Here is a 16984-nt window from a genome sequence, read left to right on the forward strand (position 1 = left end):
GATGGGCGCTCCGGTCTTCACCCAGCGGTGGCTCGGCATGCAGGGCATCTTCGGCGGCTTCGTCCTCGGCCGGATCGTCGACGTCGCCGACAGCGTCGACGGCTTCGCCCCACAGGCCGTAACCATGCACTTCGTGGCCGGCGTCCGACCCGGTCCGGTGGAGCTGACCACCGAGACGCTGCACCGGGGGCGGTCCACCACCAGCCTGCGGATCACCCTGGCCCAGCAGGGTCGGGCCCGGGTACACGCGATGGCGTCCCTGGTGCCGGTCGGGCAGAAGTTCAGCTGGCGTCGCCGCGAGGATCCGGCAGCGTGGGGCGACCCCGAGCAGTTGCCGGCGTACGCGCCCCGGCACCGGCCGCTGGCCTACAGCGCCCAACTGGACGTGCGGGCCGCCGGGCCGCCGAGCCTCACCGACGGCACCGCCGCCTGGGTCCGCATCTCGCCGCAGACCGATCTGGGTGGGACGCTCGGCCCGCACGCCGTCGCCTCGATCTACCTCGACGCGCTGCCGCCGGGGCTGTTCGCCCTGTCCCAGCCGCCGCATTTCGTGCCGTCGGTGGACTTCACCATTCACTTCGCACCCGACCTCGGTGACGTCGCCGGCCAATGGCACCACGTGACCAACCGGACGGTCTGGTCGACGGCCGGCTTCTGTGTCGACGAGTCGACGCTGCACGACCGGGCCGGTAATCCGATCGCCCAGCTCCGTCAAGGCCGGGCGATTCAGTGGCGGGATCCGTACCGGGACCGAGCGGCCGACGGCGCCGTCCCGCCTGGCACTCAGCCGGGGTGATCCTGCGGTAGGTGGCAGGCGGCCAGGTGGCCGTCGCCGCGTGCGGTCAGCACCGGATCGTCGACGGCGCACCGGTCGAACGCCGCCGGGCAGCGGGTCCGGAAGTTGCAGCCACTCGGCGGGTCGGCGGGAGACGGCACCGAACCCCGCAGGATGATCCGTTCCCGGGCCCGCTCGGCGACCGGGTCGGGCAGCGGCACCGCGGACAGCAACGCCCGGGTGTAGGGGTGCGCCGGCCGGGCGAACAGCGTCGCCCGGTCGGCCACCTCCACGATGCGGCCGAGATACATCACCGCGATCCGGTCACTGAGGTGCCCGACCGCGGCCAGGTCGTGGGCGATGAACAGGTACGCCAGCCCGAGTTCGTCGCGCAGGTCCTCCAACAGGTTGATGACCTGCGCCTGGATAGACACATCGAGGGCGGCGATCGGCTCGTCCGCGACGATCAGCTCGGGCTCGCAGGCCAGCGCGCGGGCGATGCCCACCCGCTGGCGCTGCCCGCCGGAGAACTCGTGCGGGTGCCGGTGCGCGTGGTCCGGGTCGAGGCCGACGAGTTCCAGCAGTTCACCGACGCGGTGCCGGCGGGCCCGCGACCCCCGGTGCAGGCCGTGCACCGCCAACGGCTCGGCGACGACCGAACCGATCGTCATCCGGGGGTCCAGCGACGCGTACGGATCCTGGAAGATCATCGTAAGGTGCCGGCGCATCGCCCGCAGGTCGCGTCGGCGCAGCGCGGTGACCTCGGTGCCCCGCACGCTGACCCGCCCACCGGTGGGTTCGACCAGTCGCAGCAGGCCCAGCCCGGTGGTGCTCTTGCCGCACCCCGACTCGCCGACCAGCCCCAACGTCTCGCCGGCCGCGACAGTGAAGCTCACCCCGTCGACCGCCCGGACCACCGCATTCTGCCGGCGGCGGAGCCCGCCACCGGCGACCGGGAAGTGCACCCGCAGGTCGGTCACGCTCAACAGCGGCTGCTCAGTCATCCCCACCGTCCGTACCGGTGGCGGTGCCACCGACGACGTCGTAGAAGCAGGCCACCCGGTGGTCCGGGCCGACCGTGCGCAGCGGCGGCACCTCGGTGGCCGCCCGTGGGTCGTGCCGGTAGCCGCAGCGCGGATGGAACGCGCAGCCCGGCGGCAGCGCCGTCGGATCCGGCGGCTGGCCGGGGATCGTCGTCAGCCGGCGCGGCCGATCGGCGCCGACCCGGGGCACCGCCGCCAACAATCCCATCGTGTACGGGTGCCGGGGCGCGGCGTACAGCTCGTCGACCGGTGCCTGTTCCAGGATCCGTCCGGCGTACATGACCGCCACCCGGTCGGCGATCCCGGCCACCACCCCCAGATCGTGGGTGATCCAGACGACCGCGAGACCCAGCCGTCGTTGCAGCCCGGCGACCACTTCGAGGATCTGCGCCTGGGTGGTGACATCCAGCGCGGTGGTCGCCTCGTCGGCGAGCAGCACCTTCGGCTCACAGGCCAGCGCCATCGCGATCATGACCCGCTGGCGCATCCCGCCGGAGAACCGGTGCGGGTAGTCGCCGAGCCGCTCGCGGGCGTCCGGCAGCCCGACCTGTTCGAGCAATTCCACTGCCCGGTCGCGGGCCGCCGTGCCGGTGGCCACGCCGTGCAGCTCAATCGGCTCGACCAACTGCGACCCGATCGTCTTGACCGGGTTGAGGGAGGTCATCGGGTCCTGGAAGACCATCGCGATCTCGTTGCCACGGATCCGCCGCAGCTGGCGCTCACCGGCGGCCAGCAGGTCCACACCGTCCAGCAGCACCTGCCCGGTGGCGGTGGCCGCCTCGTCGAGCAGGCCGAGGACCGCCAGCGCGCCGACGGACTTGCCGGACCCCGACTCGCCGACGATGGCCAGCGTCTCACCCGGGCGCACGTCGTAGCTGACCCCGTTGACCACCTTCGCCACCCCTCGCCGGGTGCCGATGCGCACCGTCAGGTCCCGTACCGACAGCACCGGGTCGCCGGCCATCAGCCCTGCCCCCTCGACTCGATGACCGACCGCTGCCGTGGGTCGAGCGCGTCGCGCAGCCCGTCGCCGACGACGTTGAACGCCAGCACGGTCGCGAAGATCGCCAGACCGGGGAAGACGCCCATCCACGGTGCCTGACTGACGAAGTCGCGGCCCTCGGCGAGCATCCGGCCCCAGGCCGGATCGGGTCGCTGCACGCCCAGACCCAGGAACGACAGCGCCGCCTCGGCCAGGATCGCGAACGCCAGGCTCAGCGACGTCTGCACGATCACCGGCGCGGCGATGTTCGGCAGCACGTGGCGGAGCAGGATCCGCAGGTCGCCGGCGCCGACGGCGCGGGCGGCCCGGACGTACAGCTGGGCCGAGACCACGAGCGTCGCGGCCCGCACGATCCGGGCGAAGATCGGCGTGTAGACGATGCCGATGGCGATCATCGCGTTGGTGATGCCCGGGCCGAGGATGGCCAGCACCGCGATCGCGAGCAGGATCGCCGGGAACGCGAACAGCACGTCCATGGTGCGCATCAGCAGCGCGTCCGTCGCGCCGGAGTAGAAGCCGGCGACCAGCCCGATCAGCAGCCCGGCGGTCAGCGAGATGCCCACCGCGACGAACCCGACCTGCAGCGACACCCGGGCGCCGACCAGCACCCGGCTGAGCACGTCCCGGCCGAGATTGTCGGTGCCGAACGGGTGCGCCCACGACGGGCCCGCGAGCCGGCCCGGCACGTCGACCGCGTTCGGGTCGTACGGGGCCAGCCACGGCCCGACCACGGCGACCGCCGCCAGCACGGCCAGCACCAGCAGCCCGGCCAGGGCCAGCCGGTTGCCCAGTAGCAACAGGAACAGGCGGCGGGTCATCGGCGCCGTACCCGCGGGTCGAGGTAGCCGTACAGCAGGTCCACCAGGAAGTTGACCACCAGGAACATCAACGCGATGGCCAGCACCGCGCCCTGCAGCAGGCTGTAGTCACGCCGGACGACCGCGTCGTACGCCAGCCGACCCAGACCGGGCCACTCGAAGATCACCTCGACGATCACCACCCCGCCGAGCAGGAATCCGAGCTGCAGACCGACGGCGGTCACGATGGAGATCCAGGCGTTGGGCAGCACGTGCCGGCGGACCGTCTGCCAGCGGGACAGCCCCTTGGCCCGGGCGGTACGGGCGTAGTCCTGGTGCAGCGCCTCCAGCACCGCCGAGCGGACGAACCGGGTCAGCACCGAACCGGAGATCAGCCCCACGGTCATCGCCGGCAGCACCAGGTGGTGGGCCGCCCGGGCCGGATCGTCCAACGGCGACACGTAACCGGAGGCCGGCAGCCAACCCAGCAGCAGCGCGAAGAGCAGGATGTACATGATCCCGCTCCAGAAGTCCGGCACCGAGATCCACAGCTGGCTGAACCCGGTGGCGATCCGGTCCACCAGTGACCCGGAGCGCACCGCGGAGACGATGCCCAACGGCAGCGCGATCGCCAGCGCGACGGCGAGCGCCGCGCCGGCGAGCAGGCTGGTCGGGCCGAGCCGGGCCAGCAGCAGTCGGGTGACCGGCTCACCGCTGCGGAAGCTGACCCCCAGGTCGCCGGTGACCGCGCGGGCCAGCCAGCCGCCGTACTGGGTCAACAGCGGCTGGTCCAGCCCGGCGCGGGCCCGCATCGCCTGGTACAGCTCCTCATCGAAGCGGGTGCCCAGGGCCAGCCGGATCGGGTCGCCGGGCACCAGCTGGACGATCAGGAAGACCGCGACGCTGACCCCGAGCATCGCGACGACCGTCTGCAGCGCCCGCCACAGTAGGAAACGCGCCATCGCGCCGGCTCAGTCGGTCAACCGTACGGTCCGCAGCCGGGTCTTGCCGTCCGGGTGCATCTCCACGCCGGACACCTGCGGCGCCCAGGCCAGCGTGGCCTGCGGGCTGTACAGGTAGCCGTAGCTGACCTCGTCGATGATCAGCCCGGCCGCCTGGTGGTAGAGGTCGCGCCGTTCGGTGTCCTCGACGCTGGCCCGAGCCTGGTCGAGGTACTGGTCGACCTGCGGGTTGGCGTAGCCGTGGAAGTTGAACGAGCCGGCGGAGTGGTGCTGGGCGTAGTAGGCGTACTCGCCGTCGAGGTTGTTCAGCCAGCCGAGGACGTAGCAGTCGTAGCTGCCGTTGCCCTGCTCGTCGAGCCAGCTGGCGAAGTCAAGGGTACGGATCTCAACGTTGACGCCGGCGTCGCCCCACTGGCTGGCGATCACCTCGGCGGCGGCCAGGGTGTGCGGGTACTCGTTGGTCAGCATCAGGTCGACGGTGAGGTCGGTGACGCCGGCGTCGGCGAGCAGCTCGCGGGCCTGGTCCGGATCGTGGCTGAACGGGGCGTAGTCGGTGGCCCAGAAGTTGCCCGGCGGCATCGCCGACTGCACCGGCGTCGCGGCGTCGAAGAAGGCGGCCTGGGCCACCTGTTCGCGGTCGATGGCGAACGACAGCGCCCGGCGTACGTCGATGTCGTCGAACGGCGGCCGGTCGAAGTTGCAGGTGAAGTACCAGTAGTCGTTGCTGGCCTGCTGGCCGAGCTCGACGTCGGGGTCGTCGCGCAGGGTGGCGATCTCCTGGGCCGGCACGTTGTTGGTCAGGTGCACGGCACCGGTGCGCAGATTGGTCAGTGCGGTGGTCGGCTCGGAGACGAACCGGAACTCGACCCGGTCGACGTACGGACCGGTGCCCCAGTAGTCCGGGTTGGCCTCCAGCACGATCCGGTCACCGGGGGTGTAGCTGACGAACCGGAACGGCCCGGTGCCGATCGCGTCGGTGGTCAGCCCGTCGCCGTCGATCAGCTCGGGGGCGACGATCGCCATCCCCTTGAACCCGCCGATGTTGGCCAGCAGGTTGGGGGTCGGCTGGTTGAGGACGAACTCCACCGTACGGTCGTCGACCTCGCGTACCTCATCGACGGTCTCGAACCGCCAGGCGTTCGCGGCGGTCTCCGCGTCGGTGATCCGTTCGAAGCTGGACACCACGTCGCTGGCGGTGAACTCCCGCCCGTTGTGCCAGGTGACGCCGTCGCGCAGCTGGAAGGTCCAGGTGAGCAGGTCCTCGCTGACCTCCCACTCGGTGGCCAGCGCGGGTTGGAAACTCAGGTCGGGGGCCGGCTCCACCAGGGTGTCGTAGACGTTCTCCAGCACCAGGAAGGTGGACGACGCGGTGGAGACGTGCACGTCCAAACTGTCCGGCTCGCTGGAGATGGCCACCACCAGGGTGCCGTCGGAGGTGGGGGTCCCGTCGTCGGTCTCCAGGGACTCGCCGGCCGAGCAGCTGGCCAGCGCGAGCGCCGCCGCGGCGGCGAGGCTCGTCGCCAGCCCGGCCGACCGGGTGGTACGCGCGGATCGCTGCCGGTGCGGGAACGCTGGGGAGGGATTCACCGTCTGTCTCCTACCTCGTTGTCGCCGTTACGGGCTTGACGGGCCGGGTTGCGTCGACGGGATGGTGCACGTCGGGGCTGGTGCACATCGCCAACTGCGTGGTGCCGCCGGATGTTGCCGCGACTGGCTGCGGATCGGTGCACCGACCCTAGTCGATCGCCGCAGGGGTCACAACTCGATGACCTTAGGTGACCGTGGTCCACGTCGGGTCGGTCCACAGTCCGAATGGAACGGTTCATTCAGCGACAGCTCGCCTTGACACACTGGCAAACACATTCATAGCCTTCAGTTTCTTGTATCGTTTCATCGACTGTCACGGGTGCCTGACACCGTCCTGCGGCCGGCCGGTCGGCCAGAGCCGGCCACGCCGCCCGTCGACCGAGGAGATTTCCGGATGAACCGTCGTACCCGACGTCGCCGTCCCCACCGTCCACCCACCGCCGTGGCGTTGCTCGTCGGCGTCCTCACGCTGACCCTCGGCCTACCGGCCAGCGCCGCGTCCGCCGATCGGGCCGACCCTGTCCGCGGCCCCGCCAGCGGACCGACCGATGGTGGTCGCCCCGACGCCGTCCAACTCGAACATCTCGACCGCGGCCTGGTCGCCGCCACCACCCACCAGGGCGTCTTCCTCAGTTGGCGACTGCTCGGCCACGAGGCGACCAGATCCGGTGCCACCGGCATGACCGGTGCCGACTTCCACGTCTACCGGGACGGCCGGCGACTGGCGACCGTGACCGACAGCACCAACTACCTGGACACCGACCCCGTGACCGGCGCCGGCTACCAGGTCGCCGCCGTGGTCGACGGCGTCGAGGTCGACCGCAGCGGTCCGGCGCACCCGTGGTCGCAGGCCTACCTCGACCTGCCGCTGCGTCGGCCCGCCGACGGGGTCACCCCGGCCGGTGAGGCGTACACCTACTCCGCCAACGACATGAGCGTCGGCGACGTCGACGGCGACGGGCGGTACGAGTTCGTCGTCAAGTGGGATCCGTCCAACTCCAAGGACGTCTCTCAGGTCGGCTACACCGGACCGGTCTACCTCGACACGTACCGGCTGGACGGCACCCTGCTGCACCGCATCGACCTCGGGGTCAACATCCGGGCGGGCGCCCACTACACCCAGTTCCTGGTCTACGACTTCGACGGCGACGGCCGCTCGGAGATGATGCTGAAGACCGCCCCCGGCACCAGGACGATCAGCTACCGGCCCGACGGCCGGGTCGCCGACGAACGCTACGTCACCATCCCGGAATCCGACCGGCGGGCCGGCTACTCGCACCGCGACGACTACCGGATGTCCGCCGCCGACTACCACGACCACCTGGTCGACATGTTCCAGGGCTGGCACGCCCACCCGGAGGTGATCGCCGGCAACTGGCCGGCCACCCTGGAAGCGGCGTTCGGCATCGACCCGGCGTACGAGTATCCGCTGTCGCGGACCGACGCGCAGGCCCTCGCCGACCACTTCATCGACGTCTACGCCCCGGCCCGCAGCAGCCGCAACAACCTGCGTGCCTTTGAGGGCTTCATCGTCGACGGCCCCGAGTACCTCACCGTGTTCGACGGCGCCACCGGGCAAGAGCTGCAGACCGTCCGCTACCAGCCCGGTCGGCACGACGACGGCCTGATGTGGGGCGATTACGCGATGTCGCGGATCGAGCCGGGCAACCGGGTCGACCGGTTCCTCGCCGCGGTGGCCTACCTGGACGGCCGCCGTCCGTCGGCGGTCTTCGCCCGCGGCTACTACACCCGCTCCACCCTGGTCGCTTACGGGTGGGACGGGCGCAAGCTCACCGAGCAGTGGTACGTCGACAGCGGCTGGACGCCGATGACCAACCCGTTCAACGACTCGCCACACGGTCGCGACGGCACCGACGACGAGTTTGCCACCATCACCACCCAGGGGCAGCACTCGATCAGCGCGGCCGACGTCGACGGCGACGGCCGGCACGAGATCGTCTACGGCGCCGCCACCATCGACGACGACGGCAGCCTGCTGTACAGCGCGTTCGCGCAGCTGCCGCCGGGCAGCGCGGCCCCGGGCACCTTGGCCCGGCTCGGCCACGGCGACGCCATGCACGTCACCGACATCGACCCGCATCGCCCCGGCTTGGAGGCGTACCTGGTCTTCGAGGGCGGGCGGTGGGCGCCGTACGGGCACGGACTGCTCGACGCCGCCACCGGCGAAGTGATCTTCGGTGCCTACTCCGGAGTGGACACCGGCCGGGGCATGATCGGCGACATCGACCCGCAGCACCCCGGCCACGAGGCGTGGGCGGTCAGCGGACTCGGCCTGCACACCGCCGCCGGCGAGCCGCTCGGCTCACAGATCCCCGGCACCAACATGAGCATCCGGTGGGCGGCCGACGGCACCACCCAGATCGTCGACGGCGCGATCGACCAGACCCCGACCATCGACGACTGGCGCCGGGGTCGGCTGCTCACCGCCGAAGGCACCCGGACCAACAACTACACCAAGGGCAACCCGGGCCTGGTCGCCGACGTCCTCGGCGACTGGCGGGAGGAGCTACTGCTGCGTACGGTCGACAGCACCGCGATCCGGATCCACCTGAGCACCGAGGTGACCGATCGCAAGATGTACACCCTGATGCACGATCCGCAGTACCGCGCCGAGGTGGCTCGCCAGCAGACCACCTACAACCAGCCGTCGTACCCCGGCTTCTACCTGGCCGCCGACACCGACTTCGGAAAGGTGCCGGTGCCGGACCTCTGGGCACCGGGCAGCCTGCCCGCGCTGCGGACCGCGTACGACGGGTTCCGGCGCGACGGCGCGATCACCGGACCGATCACCCACCGGCTGTCCGCCGCGCTGCATCAGGCACAGTGGCACCTCGACCGGGGGCGCACCGGCCCGGCGACGCAGGCCCTGCAGCGCTTCGTGCACCATCTGGCGCATCCGCACCGGCGCGACCGTGTCGACCCGGCCGCCGCGGCCGCGCTGACCCACCGGGCCCGGACAGTCATCGGCATGCTCGGCTGACCACGACTCGACAGACCGGGAGCCGACCACGGGAGCTGACCGGCGGTGCGCGACGGGCCGAGCCCGTCGCGCACCGCCGGTGGCGGCTACCGGTAGGGTCGTCGCTCGTGGGAAGACTGTGGCAGGGCGTGACCGCGACCGTCGGCCGGCTGGCCAGTCAACGCGTACCGGCGCAACGGCGCCCGACGCCGGCCAAGCTGGCCCGCCGCCGGCAGGTGGCCGCGTTGCAACGGCGGCAGCTGTCGTACGCACCCGAGCTGGACGGGCACGCCGATCCCGGCGAGATCGTCTGGACCTGGGTGTCGTACGAGGAGGACCCCCGGCAGGGCAAGGACCGCCCAGTCCTGGTGGTGGGCCGGCGCAGCCGCACGCTGTTCGGGCTGATGCTGTCCAGCCAGTCCGACCGCGACGGGCAGCGGCACTGGCTGTCGCTAGGTACCTGGGGCGACGACAGCCGGCCGAGTTGGATCCGGCTCGACCGGGTGCTCACTATGCGGGAGGACAGCATCCGGCGTGAGGGTGCCATCCTCGATCGGGGCCGGTTCGACCGGGTGTGCCAGGCATTGCGGGCCGGTTACGGCTGGTCCTGACCGGGCTAACGCCCGGCGGTTGCCATGCTGGCCGCATGGTGACGGCATCATGAGGATCGTTCGGCTGGCGATTTTCATCACCGGCAGCTCCGGTGGGTTACGGACCGGGTAGGCCGCCTACTCGCCGAGCTCGCCCCGGACCGGCTGGAGGTCTCCGACCTCACCCGGTTCCGCGTACGACAGCGCCGGGCGTGGGCATCGAGCTGCCCGCGCCCGGCGTTGACTGGCGGATCAGGTGGTCAGCACCTGGCCCAGTCCAGGTTGAACAGGGTGTCGACGTTGCCTTCGGTCGTGGTCATCGACATGCTGGCCTGGCCGCTGGAGGTGCCGGCGTCCACTCGCAGTTCGGTGTTGATGTTCAGTACCCGCTGCTGCCCACAGGGGACGTACACCAGCACTGGTGCGTGGTCGGCAGTGGCCCAGAAGCCGTTGTACGGTCCGCCGAACGTGGCGTCGGTACGGCTGTTGTCGGACGAACCCTGCCAGTAGTAGTTCGTCTGCTGCCGGCCGGTCGCTCCACTGGGAATCCGGGCCCGACCCCGGTAGTCCGCGGTGGCGACCGCGAAGGTCCAGCCGGCCGGCACCTTGACGAGCACACCGAGTTGGCAGTTCTTCCGGCTGTCCGTCGGGTCGGCCCCGTCACCGACGGTGGCGAGGAAGTCGTAGTAGCGAATCCGGAAGCCGGTGTTGTCGGGGTTGGCAACGACCCTGGCCGTGCCGGGCGCGCAGCCTGAACCACTGGCGGCCACCACCTCCACGGTGATGTCGCTGTCCGGCAGGGCGCTCGACGTTGCCGGGGAGGCATGGGCCGGAGCGGTCAGAGTCAGCGCGAGAACCGTGCCGAGTGCGGCGGACAATCCGTGTCTCGCGCCGGTGAGGCTTCTTTTCATTCCGTTCCCCTCGGGGCTCAGGTTATGACGGCTGGGGCACACACGACTTTGCGGAACAACCGCGCCGTTGATCTTCGTCTGCTGGGCCCTTTGGATCATGGGGATTGGGTCCAGAGTGTTTCGGCGGGGCGTCCTGCGAAAAGATGATAGCGACGCGCGTCGATTCATGCAAGTATCTTCTAGCGTCGAAATGTTGATATTGATTCCGCCCAGGTTGCACGTGGTGTGTTCGTTCCGGTGAGATCAACTAGCCGGTCATGGGAGGCAGTTTGAACGACCTATAGGCATGTTGTGGGTGATTTGTGCGGTTGGCACGGTCGCCGCCTGCTCCGTCTGTTGGGTCGGTGGTTGGTGGCGAGATGGCGTGCGACCAATTTCTGGAAGCCACTTCAGGGAATTAAATTTACGTTGACAACGATCAATGCTTGTACGTAGATTGTTGCGCACGCATCGTCGCATCACACATCGGAGGAGGTTTCATGCGCAAACTGCTGACGCGTGGCGGCGTGGTGCTTGCGTTGCTCGCCTCATCGTTGATCTCGGGCGCACCCGCGTCTGCCAAGGGGATCCTGGATGACCCACCGGATGACCAGGTCGTGATCGACCTGGTCGCGATGGCGGGTTCCGGTTGTCGGCCAGGTACCGCCGACGTCGCCGTCTCGCCGGACAACACCGCCTTCACTGCCATCTACAGCGACTACCTGGTGCAGGCGGGTCCGGGTATCTCGGTCACCGAAGGTCGCCGGAACTGTCAGCTCAACGTGCTGGTGCACGCGCCGGCGGGCTACACCTTCGCGATCGTGAAGGTGGACTACCGCGGCTACGGGCTGCTCAGCCCGGGTGCCATCGCCACACAGCGGGCCAACTACTACTTCCAGGGAATGACTCAGGGCACCTTCAGCAACCATCCGATTCCGGCTCCGCTGGACGACAACTGGATGGTGAGCGACGAGGTGCCGATCGCCTCCGTGGTCTGGCATCCGTGTGGCGAGATCCGTAACCTCAACATCAACACCGAGTTGCGCCTGAGCAAGGGATCGTCGACGGACGTTAGCTTCCTGACCATGGACTCGACGGACGGCAGCATCGAGACGATGTACCACCTGGCCTGGCAGCCCTGCCCGTGAACTGACTCTCCCCGTAACCGATGACAGAGGGTGGCCGGCGCGACCGGCCACCCTCGACCGGGTTCATCCCCGGGGCCGCGCCGTCGTACCGGCCCAGCCCGACGGCCCCTACCGGGCCGTCGGTACGTACTCCGGTCACCGTCAAGGAACGGTCCTGCCACGACGACCCACCCGGCTGCTGGTCGGACTGCTGCTGCGGGCCGGCCGGCGGGTGCCGGCGCCGGGCCGACAAACTGGCGTACGCGAGCCCGGCGTCGGGGTAGAGCTGGCTGACCGGGGGCTTCCGAATCGATGGTCCAGCAGTGCGCCGGTTCACCCGGCCCGGCTCCGGCCCACCCATCGGACGGACACCGGGAGAGCAACGGCGGTCCGCGAGCAGACCAGGAGCCGGGCGGCCCAGGCCGCCCGGCTCCTGATCTGCTGTTACCTGCTGGTCAGGGCTGGCTACGCGGGCTGTCGGGGCCCAGCGTGTCGATGAACTCGTGCGGTCCGGTCACCTCGGACGCCGTCCGGGCCTGCTGCGCCCGGGCAGACATCCGCTCGGCCACGGTCCCCGCCGGCACTCCGGCGCGCTCGGCAGCGTCGACGACCTTCCCGTACGCCTGCTCGGCCAGGACCAGCGCACGCCGGTAGTCGTGCCGGGCGAGCGCGTGCTCGGCCGCACCGATCAGTCGGTCGGCCGCCCGCAGGTCCCGATGGGCCCGGCCGGGGTGCGGACCGTCCAGCACCGACTCGGCGAGCCGGTTTGCCGCCTCGTTGTACGTGGCGGTGAGGAACCGGTCGCTGTTGTCCCGGTCGAACTGGCTGAAGTCCCAGTTCAGGTCGATGTAGCTCATCATCGAGTTGACCTGGTCGCCGGACCAGGCGAAGAAGAAGTCGTCCTCCGGGCCGTAGTCGATGCCAGTTTCGCTGTCGTAACCGTCGTGCGGATGACTCATGCCCAGGTGGTGTCCCACCTCGTGGATCAGCGTGGTGGTCAGCCCGTAGCCGCTGTCGACAATCTCCGGGGAGACGAACGCGAAGACGTACGACTGCGTACCGTCGGTGTAGTTGTCGTCGGCGAAGCCCAGCGCCGGCACCGGGGTGCCGGCCGGCAACGCGTAGCTGAACACCGGTAGTTCGTAGTCGACCCGGTTCTGATCGTCGAGCACCCGGTCTAGTTCAAAACTGTTCTGCAGATAGAAGTTGGCGAACGGCGGGTAGCCCAGCTCCGGGTAGCAGGACTCGTCGTCGAGCAGCACGGCGTAGTAGCAGCGTTCGGCGTCACCTTCGAACGCGAGGTTCTGTCCGTCGTAGTCCAGCACGTTGCGCCACCGCAGTTCCCGCAACTCCAGCTGCAGTAGCTCCTCGTCGATGTAGCGGACCGAGGCGTTGACGCCGTCCCAGCCTTCGTAGACGTTGCTGTCGATGTTGATCGTCTTCGGCGGCGCGGCACTCGGCAGCTCCGCCGGGTACAGCGGCGACGTGGTGAACAGCAGGTTGATCGCCACGTAGCGGGTGATCAGAGCGAGATCGCCGGTGAGCGCTTCGGGGGAGCGGTAGCCGGCGGCGGCGTACTCCCAGACCGGCGGCATCCGGTAGTCCTCGATGCCGTTGCCGTCCAGATCGGGAGCGTCGACGTTCCAGTTCTCGGTCCACGACTCCGGCCCGGCCGACAGGTCGTGGAACCACACCCGGCGGGTGGAACCGAGACCGTTCTCCTCGTCGTCGGCGGTGGTGCCGCCCCACGCGGAGATCTTCCGGCTGTCCCGCTCAGCGCCGAAGTTGTGCCCGGTGTCCGGATCAGGTTCGTCGGTTTTGGTGTAGACGTGGAATTTGAAGTCCGACCGGCCGAACCAGTTGATGAAGAATATGGTGTTGCGTCGGGTGTCGACGCCGGCCGGTGGGTTGAGGGCCAGCCACCGCTCCACGCTCGGTGCGTCGATGTGGTGGTTGTCGGTGATCGTGGCGACGTTGCCCTGCTGCTCGTTGTAGAGCTCCTGGTAGGCGGTGAGCGGTGCAGGCGTGGCCAGCCGCTGCAACTCGGCGAAGAACCGGTCCTCGTACCGCTTGTTCGCGTACCGGAGGTGGTAGTCGTAGGTGTAGGTCAGGCCCAGCTTCTCGACCTGGTCGTACCACAGCCGGGAGCGGACCACCGGCTCGTAGCGCTGTGGCAGTTCGTCGAGGTACGCCGACCGGTCCACCTGCGTCCGGCTGTAGCCGAGGAAGACCACGTTCACCGGAACCTTCTCGGTGAGCGCCGGCGCGCCGCCCGGATCAAGATGCGAGAAGTGCGGCGTCGCCGCCTGGCTGGCCGGTGCCGCGGCGACGAGCATCAGTAGTGCCGCCGCCGCCGCTGTCAGGGTTGCCGCTGTGGACCTCGTCGTTGTCCTTGTCGACATTCAGTTTCCCTCCATAGACGACAGGCGGTCGCCGGTTCGGTCAGCCACCCGTGGCAGGGGCGTTTGCCCTCCGCTGTGGACACGGTGTCATCGATCATCAGCGCTGTAAATCCGTCGCCGGTAGAACCTGACGAACCCGCCGGGGGTGTGTGCCCGGTCGGTTGAACCGGGCATCCGTCGGAGCCGTATCCCGGGTTGACGGCGGGCGGTCCGCTGGGTACGGCGATTCGGGAGGCCACGTGGGGGAGCGGGAGCTGGGGCTGCGGCGGGTAACAATGATCACCGGCGGGCTGGCCGTGGCGAGCATCGCCGGCACGCTCGGCGTCGCTGTGGTGGCGCACGCCGATCACACGGCGGACCAGGACGCGAACACTCCGGCGGACAGCGTGCAGGGCGAAACCGCGCCGCAGCCGGCCGGTGTCGACGGGCAACCCGCCCCGGGTCTGGCGGGTACCGATCCGGCGGCGACGGCCGGCGACGGACAACCTGCCCCGGACGGCGCGACCGAGCCGGACCAGCCGGTCGGCCAGGCCCCGCCGACGGCGGAGTTTCCGCCGGTGACCGGCGGTGGTGGCGAACCCGGCCAGGCCACCTCCGGCGGGTCGTGAGGCGATGCCGCTGCTGGAGACCATCCCGGTCGGGCCGGACTGCGCGCAGTGGCAGGTGTGGGGGACGCTGGCCCGGGTGGTGGTGAGCGACCCTGCGGCGGTGCCGGCGGCCCGAACGATCGTCGACGACGTGCTGGCCGCCGTCGACACCGCCTGCAGCCGGTTCCGCGCCGACTCCGAACTGGTCCGGGCATGCCGCAGCGGAGGAACGCCGGTACGGATCAGCCCGCTGCTCGCCGGCCTGGTGTCGGTGGCGCTGCGGGCGGCCCGCGAGACCGACGGCGACGTCGACCCGACCGTCGGGTCGACGCTGTGCCGGCTGGGCTACGACGAGGATCTGCGCTGGGTGACCCTGCATGGCCGGCCCGCCGTGGCGCGGACCGTCCTGCCGGCCGCGGATTGGCGTCAGGTCCGGCTCGACGGGACCGAACTGACCGTACCGGACGGGGTGCAGCTGGACCTGGGCGCGACCGCAAAGGCCTGGGCAGCCGATCGCTGTGCTCGGGACGTCGCCCGCCGGTGCCGGGTCGGTGTGCTGGTCGCCCTCGGCGGCGACATCGCCACTGCGGGGCCGGCCCCGGACGAGCGTTGGCGGATCCGGGTGCAGGACCGTCCGTCGGATCCGGCGTGCGTGATCGGTCTGCCGGCCGGTGGCGCGGTGGCCACCTCGAGCACGGTGAGCCGGCAGTGGACCGCCGGAGACGCCACGATGCACCACATCGTCAACCCCCGCACCGGTACGCCGACGGGCCGGGTGTGGCGCAGCGTCTCCGTGGCGGCGTACAGCTGCGTGCGGGCGAACACGCTGAGCACCGCGGCGCTGGTGCGCGGTGCGGCCGCCGATCGGTGGCTCGCAGGTCTCGGGGCACCGGCCCGGCTGGTGGCCGGGGACGGCACGGTGCGGACCGTCGGAGGCTGGTCCGCGGAGGAGGAGACACAGTGACGGAGGCAGGGTGGTTCGTCGCGCGCGGCACCGGGGTGACGGCGCTCGTCCTGTTGTCGGTGGTCGTGGTGCTGGGAGTGGGCAGCCGGTCGGGCCGGCCGGTGTTCGGGCTGCCCCGGTTTGCGGTGAGCCTGGTCCACCGCAACGCGGCGCTGCTGGCGGTTGGGCTGCTGACGGTCCACGTGGTCACATTGCTCTTCGACCCGTACGCCAAGCTCCGGGTGTACGACCTGTTCGTGCCGTTCGGCGCCGAGTACCGTCCGCTGTACATGGGGCTGGGCACGCTCGCCAGTGACGTGATGCTGGTGCTGGTGGTGACCAGTCTGCTGCGTCGGCGGATCGAGGTGCGGTTGTGGCGGGCGCTGCACTGGCTGGCGTACGCCGCCTGGCCGGCGGCGCTCGGCCACTCGGTCGGAACCGGTACGGACAGCGGCCAGACCTGGATGGTGGCGGTCAACGCCGGATGTCTGGCGGCTGTGCTGGGCGCGCTCGGTTGGCGCCTGCTGCTGTGGGTGCGGCCCCGGTCGCGACGGCGGGCCACCGACGACGCTCCCCGACCCGGGGGGCGGGCCCCCGGCGGATCGCACCGGCGGTCGGGACCCACAACCGACGAGGCAGCCGTCCGCCCGCCGACCGACTGGCTGCCCGCCGATCCGCCAGGCGACCGCGCGCCTGTCTGGTACCCACCTGCCGCTCTCGCCGGGTACCCACCCGCCGGCTACCAACCTGCCAGGTACCAGCCGACCGGGCCGATGTGGGACCGGCCGCCTGCGGCGGCAGGTCAGGCAGAGCACCCGGTCGGTTCCTACGGAGGCGGACGGGCCGCCTCCGTACCGTCCAGCCTGCTGGACATGTACCGCAAGCCGGGATCGGTCTCCCAGCCGGCGGACCCGCCGGGCTGGCTGCCCGACGCTGACGCCGATGGTGACTTCGTCGCCCGGCGACCACCCGAGGCCGGTGCCATCCCGCCGTCCGGTGACTCCGACGGCTATCGGATTGCGGGCCAGCGTTCCGGCCCTCAGGGCGGGGTGAGAGCCCGGACACGTCCCGCATGATCGCCTCAATGCGGGCCGGGTGCCGATCGCCGAACACCTCGTGCGAAACTCCGTCACGAAGACCAAGTGGGCATGCATCGCGAAACGCAATGTCTGCCGGTACGGATGCCTTCGTGTTCAGCCATAGACCTACACGGTACGTGTAACTCGTGCAGCTCTGTCCTTCAGCTTCAGGGCGGATAGGATGCCAGCGTGAAGAGGATCCACACCCGGGCTCACCGG

Annotated in this window: 14 protein-coding genes; 7 read left to right on the forward strand and 7 right to left on the reverse strand. The window is 70.2% G+C overall.

Annotation, left to right across the window (positions count from 1 at the left end; genetic code table 11):
• Position 1: 1 nt before the first annotated feature.
• The gene (locus ACFHW1_RS11500; RefSeq protein WP_416554241.1) at positions 2-796 is read left to right on the forward strand and encodes a thioesterase family protein; all 795 of its coding nucleotides are present in this window, start codon (positions 2-4) and stop codon (positions 794-796) included.
• Here ACFHW1_RS11500 and ACFHW1_RS11505 read toward each other — a convergent pair.
• The 5 genes from ACFHW1_RS11505 to ACFHW1_RS11525 are packed head-to-tail and all read right to left on the reverse strand — an operon-like array spanning position 784 to position 6167.
• Positions 784-1779 carry an ABC transporter ATP-binding protein gene (locus tag ACFHW1_RS11505; RefSeq protein WP_416554243.1) on the reverse strand — a complete coding sequence of 332 codons (996 nt, stop codon included), beginning with the start codon at positions 1777-1779 and terminating at the stop codon, positions 784-786. The two genes, ACFHW1_RS11500 and ACFHW1_RS11505, sit on opposite strands and share 13 nt — an antisense overlap.
• Positions 1772-2782, reverse strand: a complete 1011-nt coding sequence (locus ACFHW1_RS11510; RefSeq protein WP_416554245.1) for an ABC transporter ATP-binding protein — start codon at positions 2780-2782, stop codon at positions 1772-1774. The genes ACFHW1_RS11505 and ACFHW1_RS11510 overlap by 8 nt, the downstream gene beginning before the upstream one ends.
• Positions 2782-3639, reverse strand: a complete 858-nt coding sequence (locus tag ACFHW1_RS11515; protein WP_416554247.1) for an ABC transporter permease — start codon at positions 3637-3639, stop codon at positions 2782-2784. The genes ACFHW1_RS11510 and ACFHW1_RS11515 overlap by 1 nt, the downstream gene beginning before the upstream one ends.
• The gene (locus ACFHW1_RS11520) at positions 3636-4580 is read right to left on the reverse strand and encodes an ABC transporter permease (protein WP_416554249.1); all 945 of its coding nucleotides are present in this window, start codon (positions 4578-4580) and stop codon (positions 3636-3638) included. Before ACFHW1_RS11520 ends, ACFHW1_RS11515 begins: the two co-directional genes overlap by 4 nt.
• 9 nt (positions 4581-4589) lie before the next feature.
• The gene (locus ACFHW1_RS11525; RefSeq protein WP_416568256.1) at positions 4590-6167 is read right to left on the reverse strand and encodes an ABC transporter substrate-binding protein; all 1578 of its coding nucleotides are present in this window, start codon (positions 6165-6167) and stop codon (positions 4590-4592) included.
• Between the two features lie 394 nt (positions 6168-6561).
• Between ACFHW1_RS11525 and ACFHW1_RS11530 the strand changes: the two genes are divergently transcribed.
• Both ACFHW1_RS11530 and ACFHW1_RS11535 read left to right on the forward strand, forming a co-directional pair.
• Complete coding sequence (locus ACFHW1_RS11530) at positions 6562-9168, forward strand: rhamnogalacturonan lyase (RefSeq protein WP_416568257.1); 2607 nt, start codon at positions 6562-6564, stop codon at positions 9166-9168.
• Between the two features lie 107 nt (positions 9169-9275).
• Complete coding sequence (locus tag ACFHW1_RS11535) at positions 9276-9758, forward strand: type II toxin-antitoxin system PemK/MazF family toxin (RefSeq protein ID WP_416554255.1); 483 nt, start codon at positions 9276-9278, stop codon at positions 9756-9758.
• 239 nt (positions 9759-9997) lie between these two features.
• Here the strand turns inward: ACFHW1_RS11535 and ACFHW1_RS11540 are convergent, their stop codons facing one another.
• Positions 9998-10648, reverse strand: a complete 651-nt coding sequence (locus ACFHW1_RS11540; protein WP_416554257.1) for a DUF4360 domain-containing protein — start codon at positions 10646-10648, stop codon at positions 9998-10000.
• A 479-nt stretch (positions 10649-11127) separates the two neighbouring features.
• Between ACFHW1_RS11540 and ACFHW1_RS11545 the strand changes: the two genes are divergently transcribed.
• Positions 11128-11775 (forward strand): DUF4360 domain-containing protein, encoded by a 648-nt coding sequence (locus ACFHW1_RS11545; RefSeq protein ID WP_416554259.1) that lies wholly within the window; start codon positions 11128-11130, stop codon positions 11773-11775.
• A 434-nt stretch (positions 11776-12209) separates the two neighbouring features.
• Here ACFHW1_RS11545 and ACFHW1_RS11550 read toward each other — a convergent pair whose 3' ends face one another.
• Positions 12210-14156, reverse strand: coding sequence for a hypothetical protein (locus ACFHW1_RS11550; protein WP_416554261.1), 1947 nt, complete (start codon positions 14154-14156; stop codon positions 12210-12212).
• Positions 14157-14395: 239 nt separating this feature from the next.
• Here ACFHW1_RS11550 and ACFHW1_RS11555 point away from each other — a divergent pair, with 239 nt between their 5' ends.
• From ACFHW1_RS11555 to ACFHW1_RS11565, 3 genes are read left to right on the forward strand one after another with little or no spacing between them, the layout of a single operon-like run.
• Positions 14396-14764 carry a hypothetical protein gene (locus tag ACFHW1_RS11555; RefSeq protein WP_416554263.1) on the forward strand — a complete coding sequence of 123 codons (369 nt, stop codon included), beginning with the start codon at positions 14396-14398 and terminating at the stop codon, positions 14762-14764.
• Positions 14765-14768: 4 nt separating this feature from the next.
• Entirely contained in the window at positions 14769-15707 is a 939-nt protein-coding gene (locus tag ACFHW1_RS11560) for an FAD:protein FMN transferase (RefSeq protein WP_416554265.1), read from the forward strand.
• Positions 15704-16762, forward strand: a complete 1059-nt coding sequence (locus tag ACFHW1_RS11565; protein ID WP_416615371.1) for a ferric reductase-like transmembrane domain-containing protein — start codon at positions 15704-15706, stop codon at positions 16760-16762. Before ACFHW1_RS11560 ends, ACFHW1_RS11565 begins: the two co-directional genes overlap by 4 nt.
• Positions 16763-16984 lie beyond the last annotated feature (222 nt).

The organism is Micromonospora sp. LOL_014, assembly GCF_048060245.1.
GTDB lineage: Bacteria > Actinomycetota > Actinomycetes > Mycobacteriales > Micromonosporaceae > Micromonospora_E.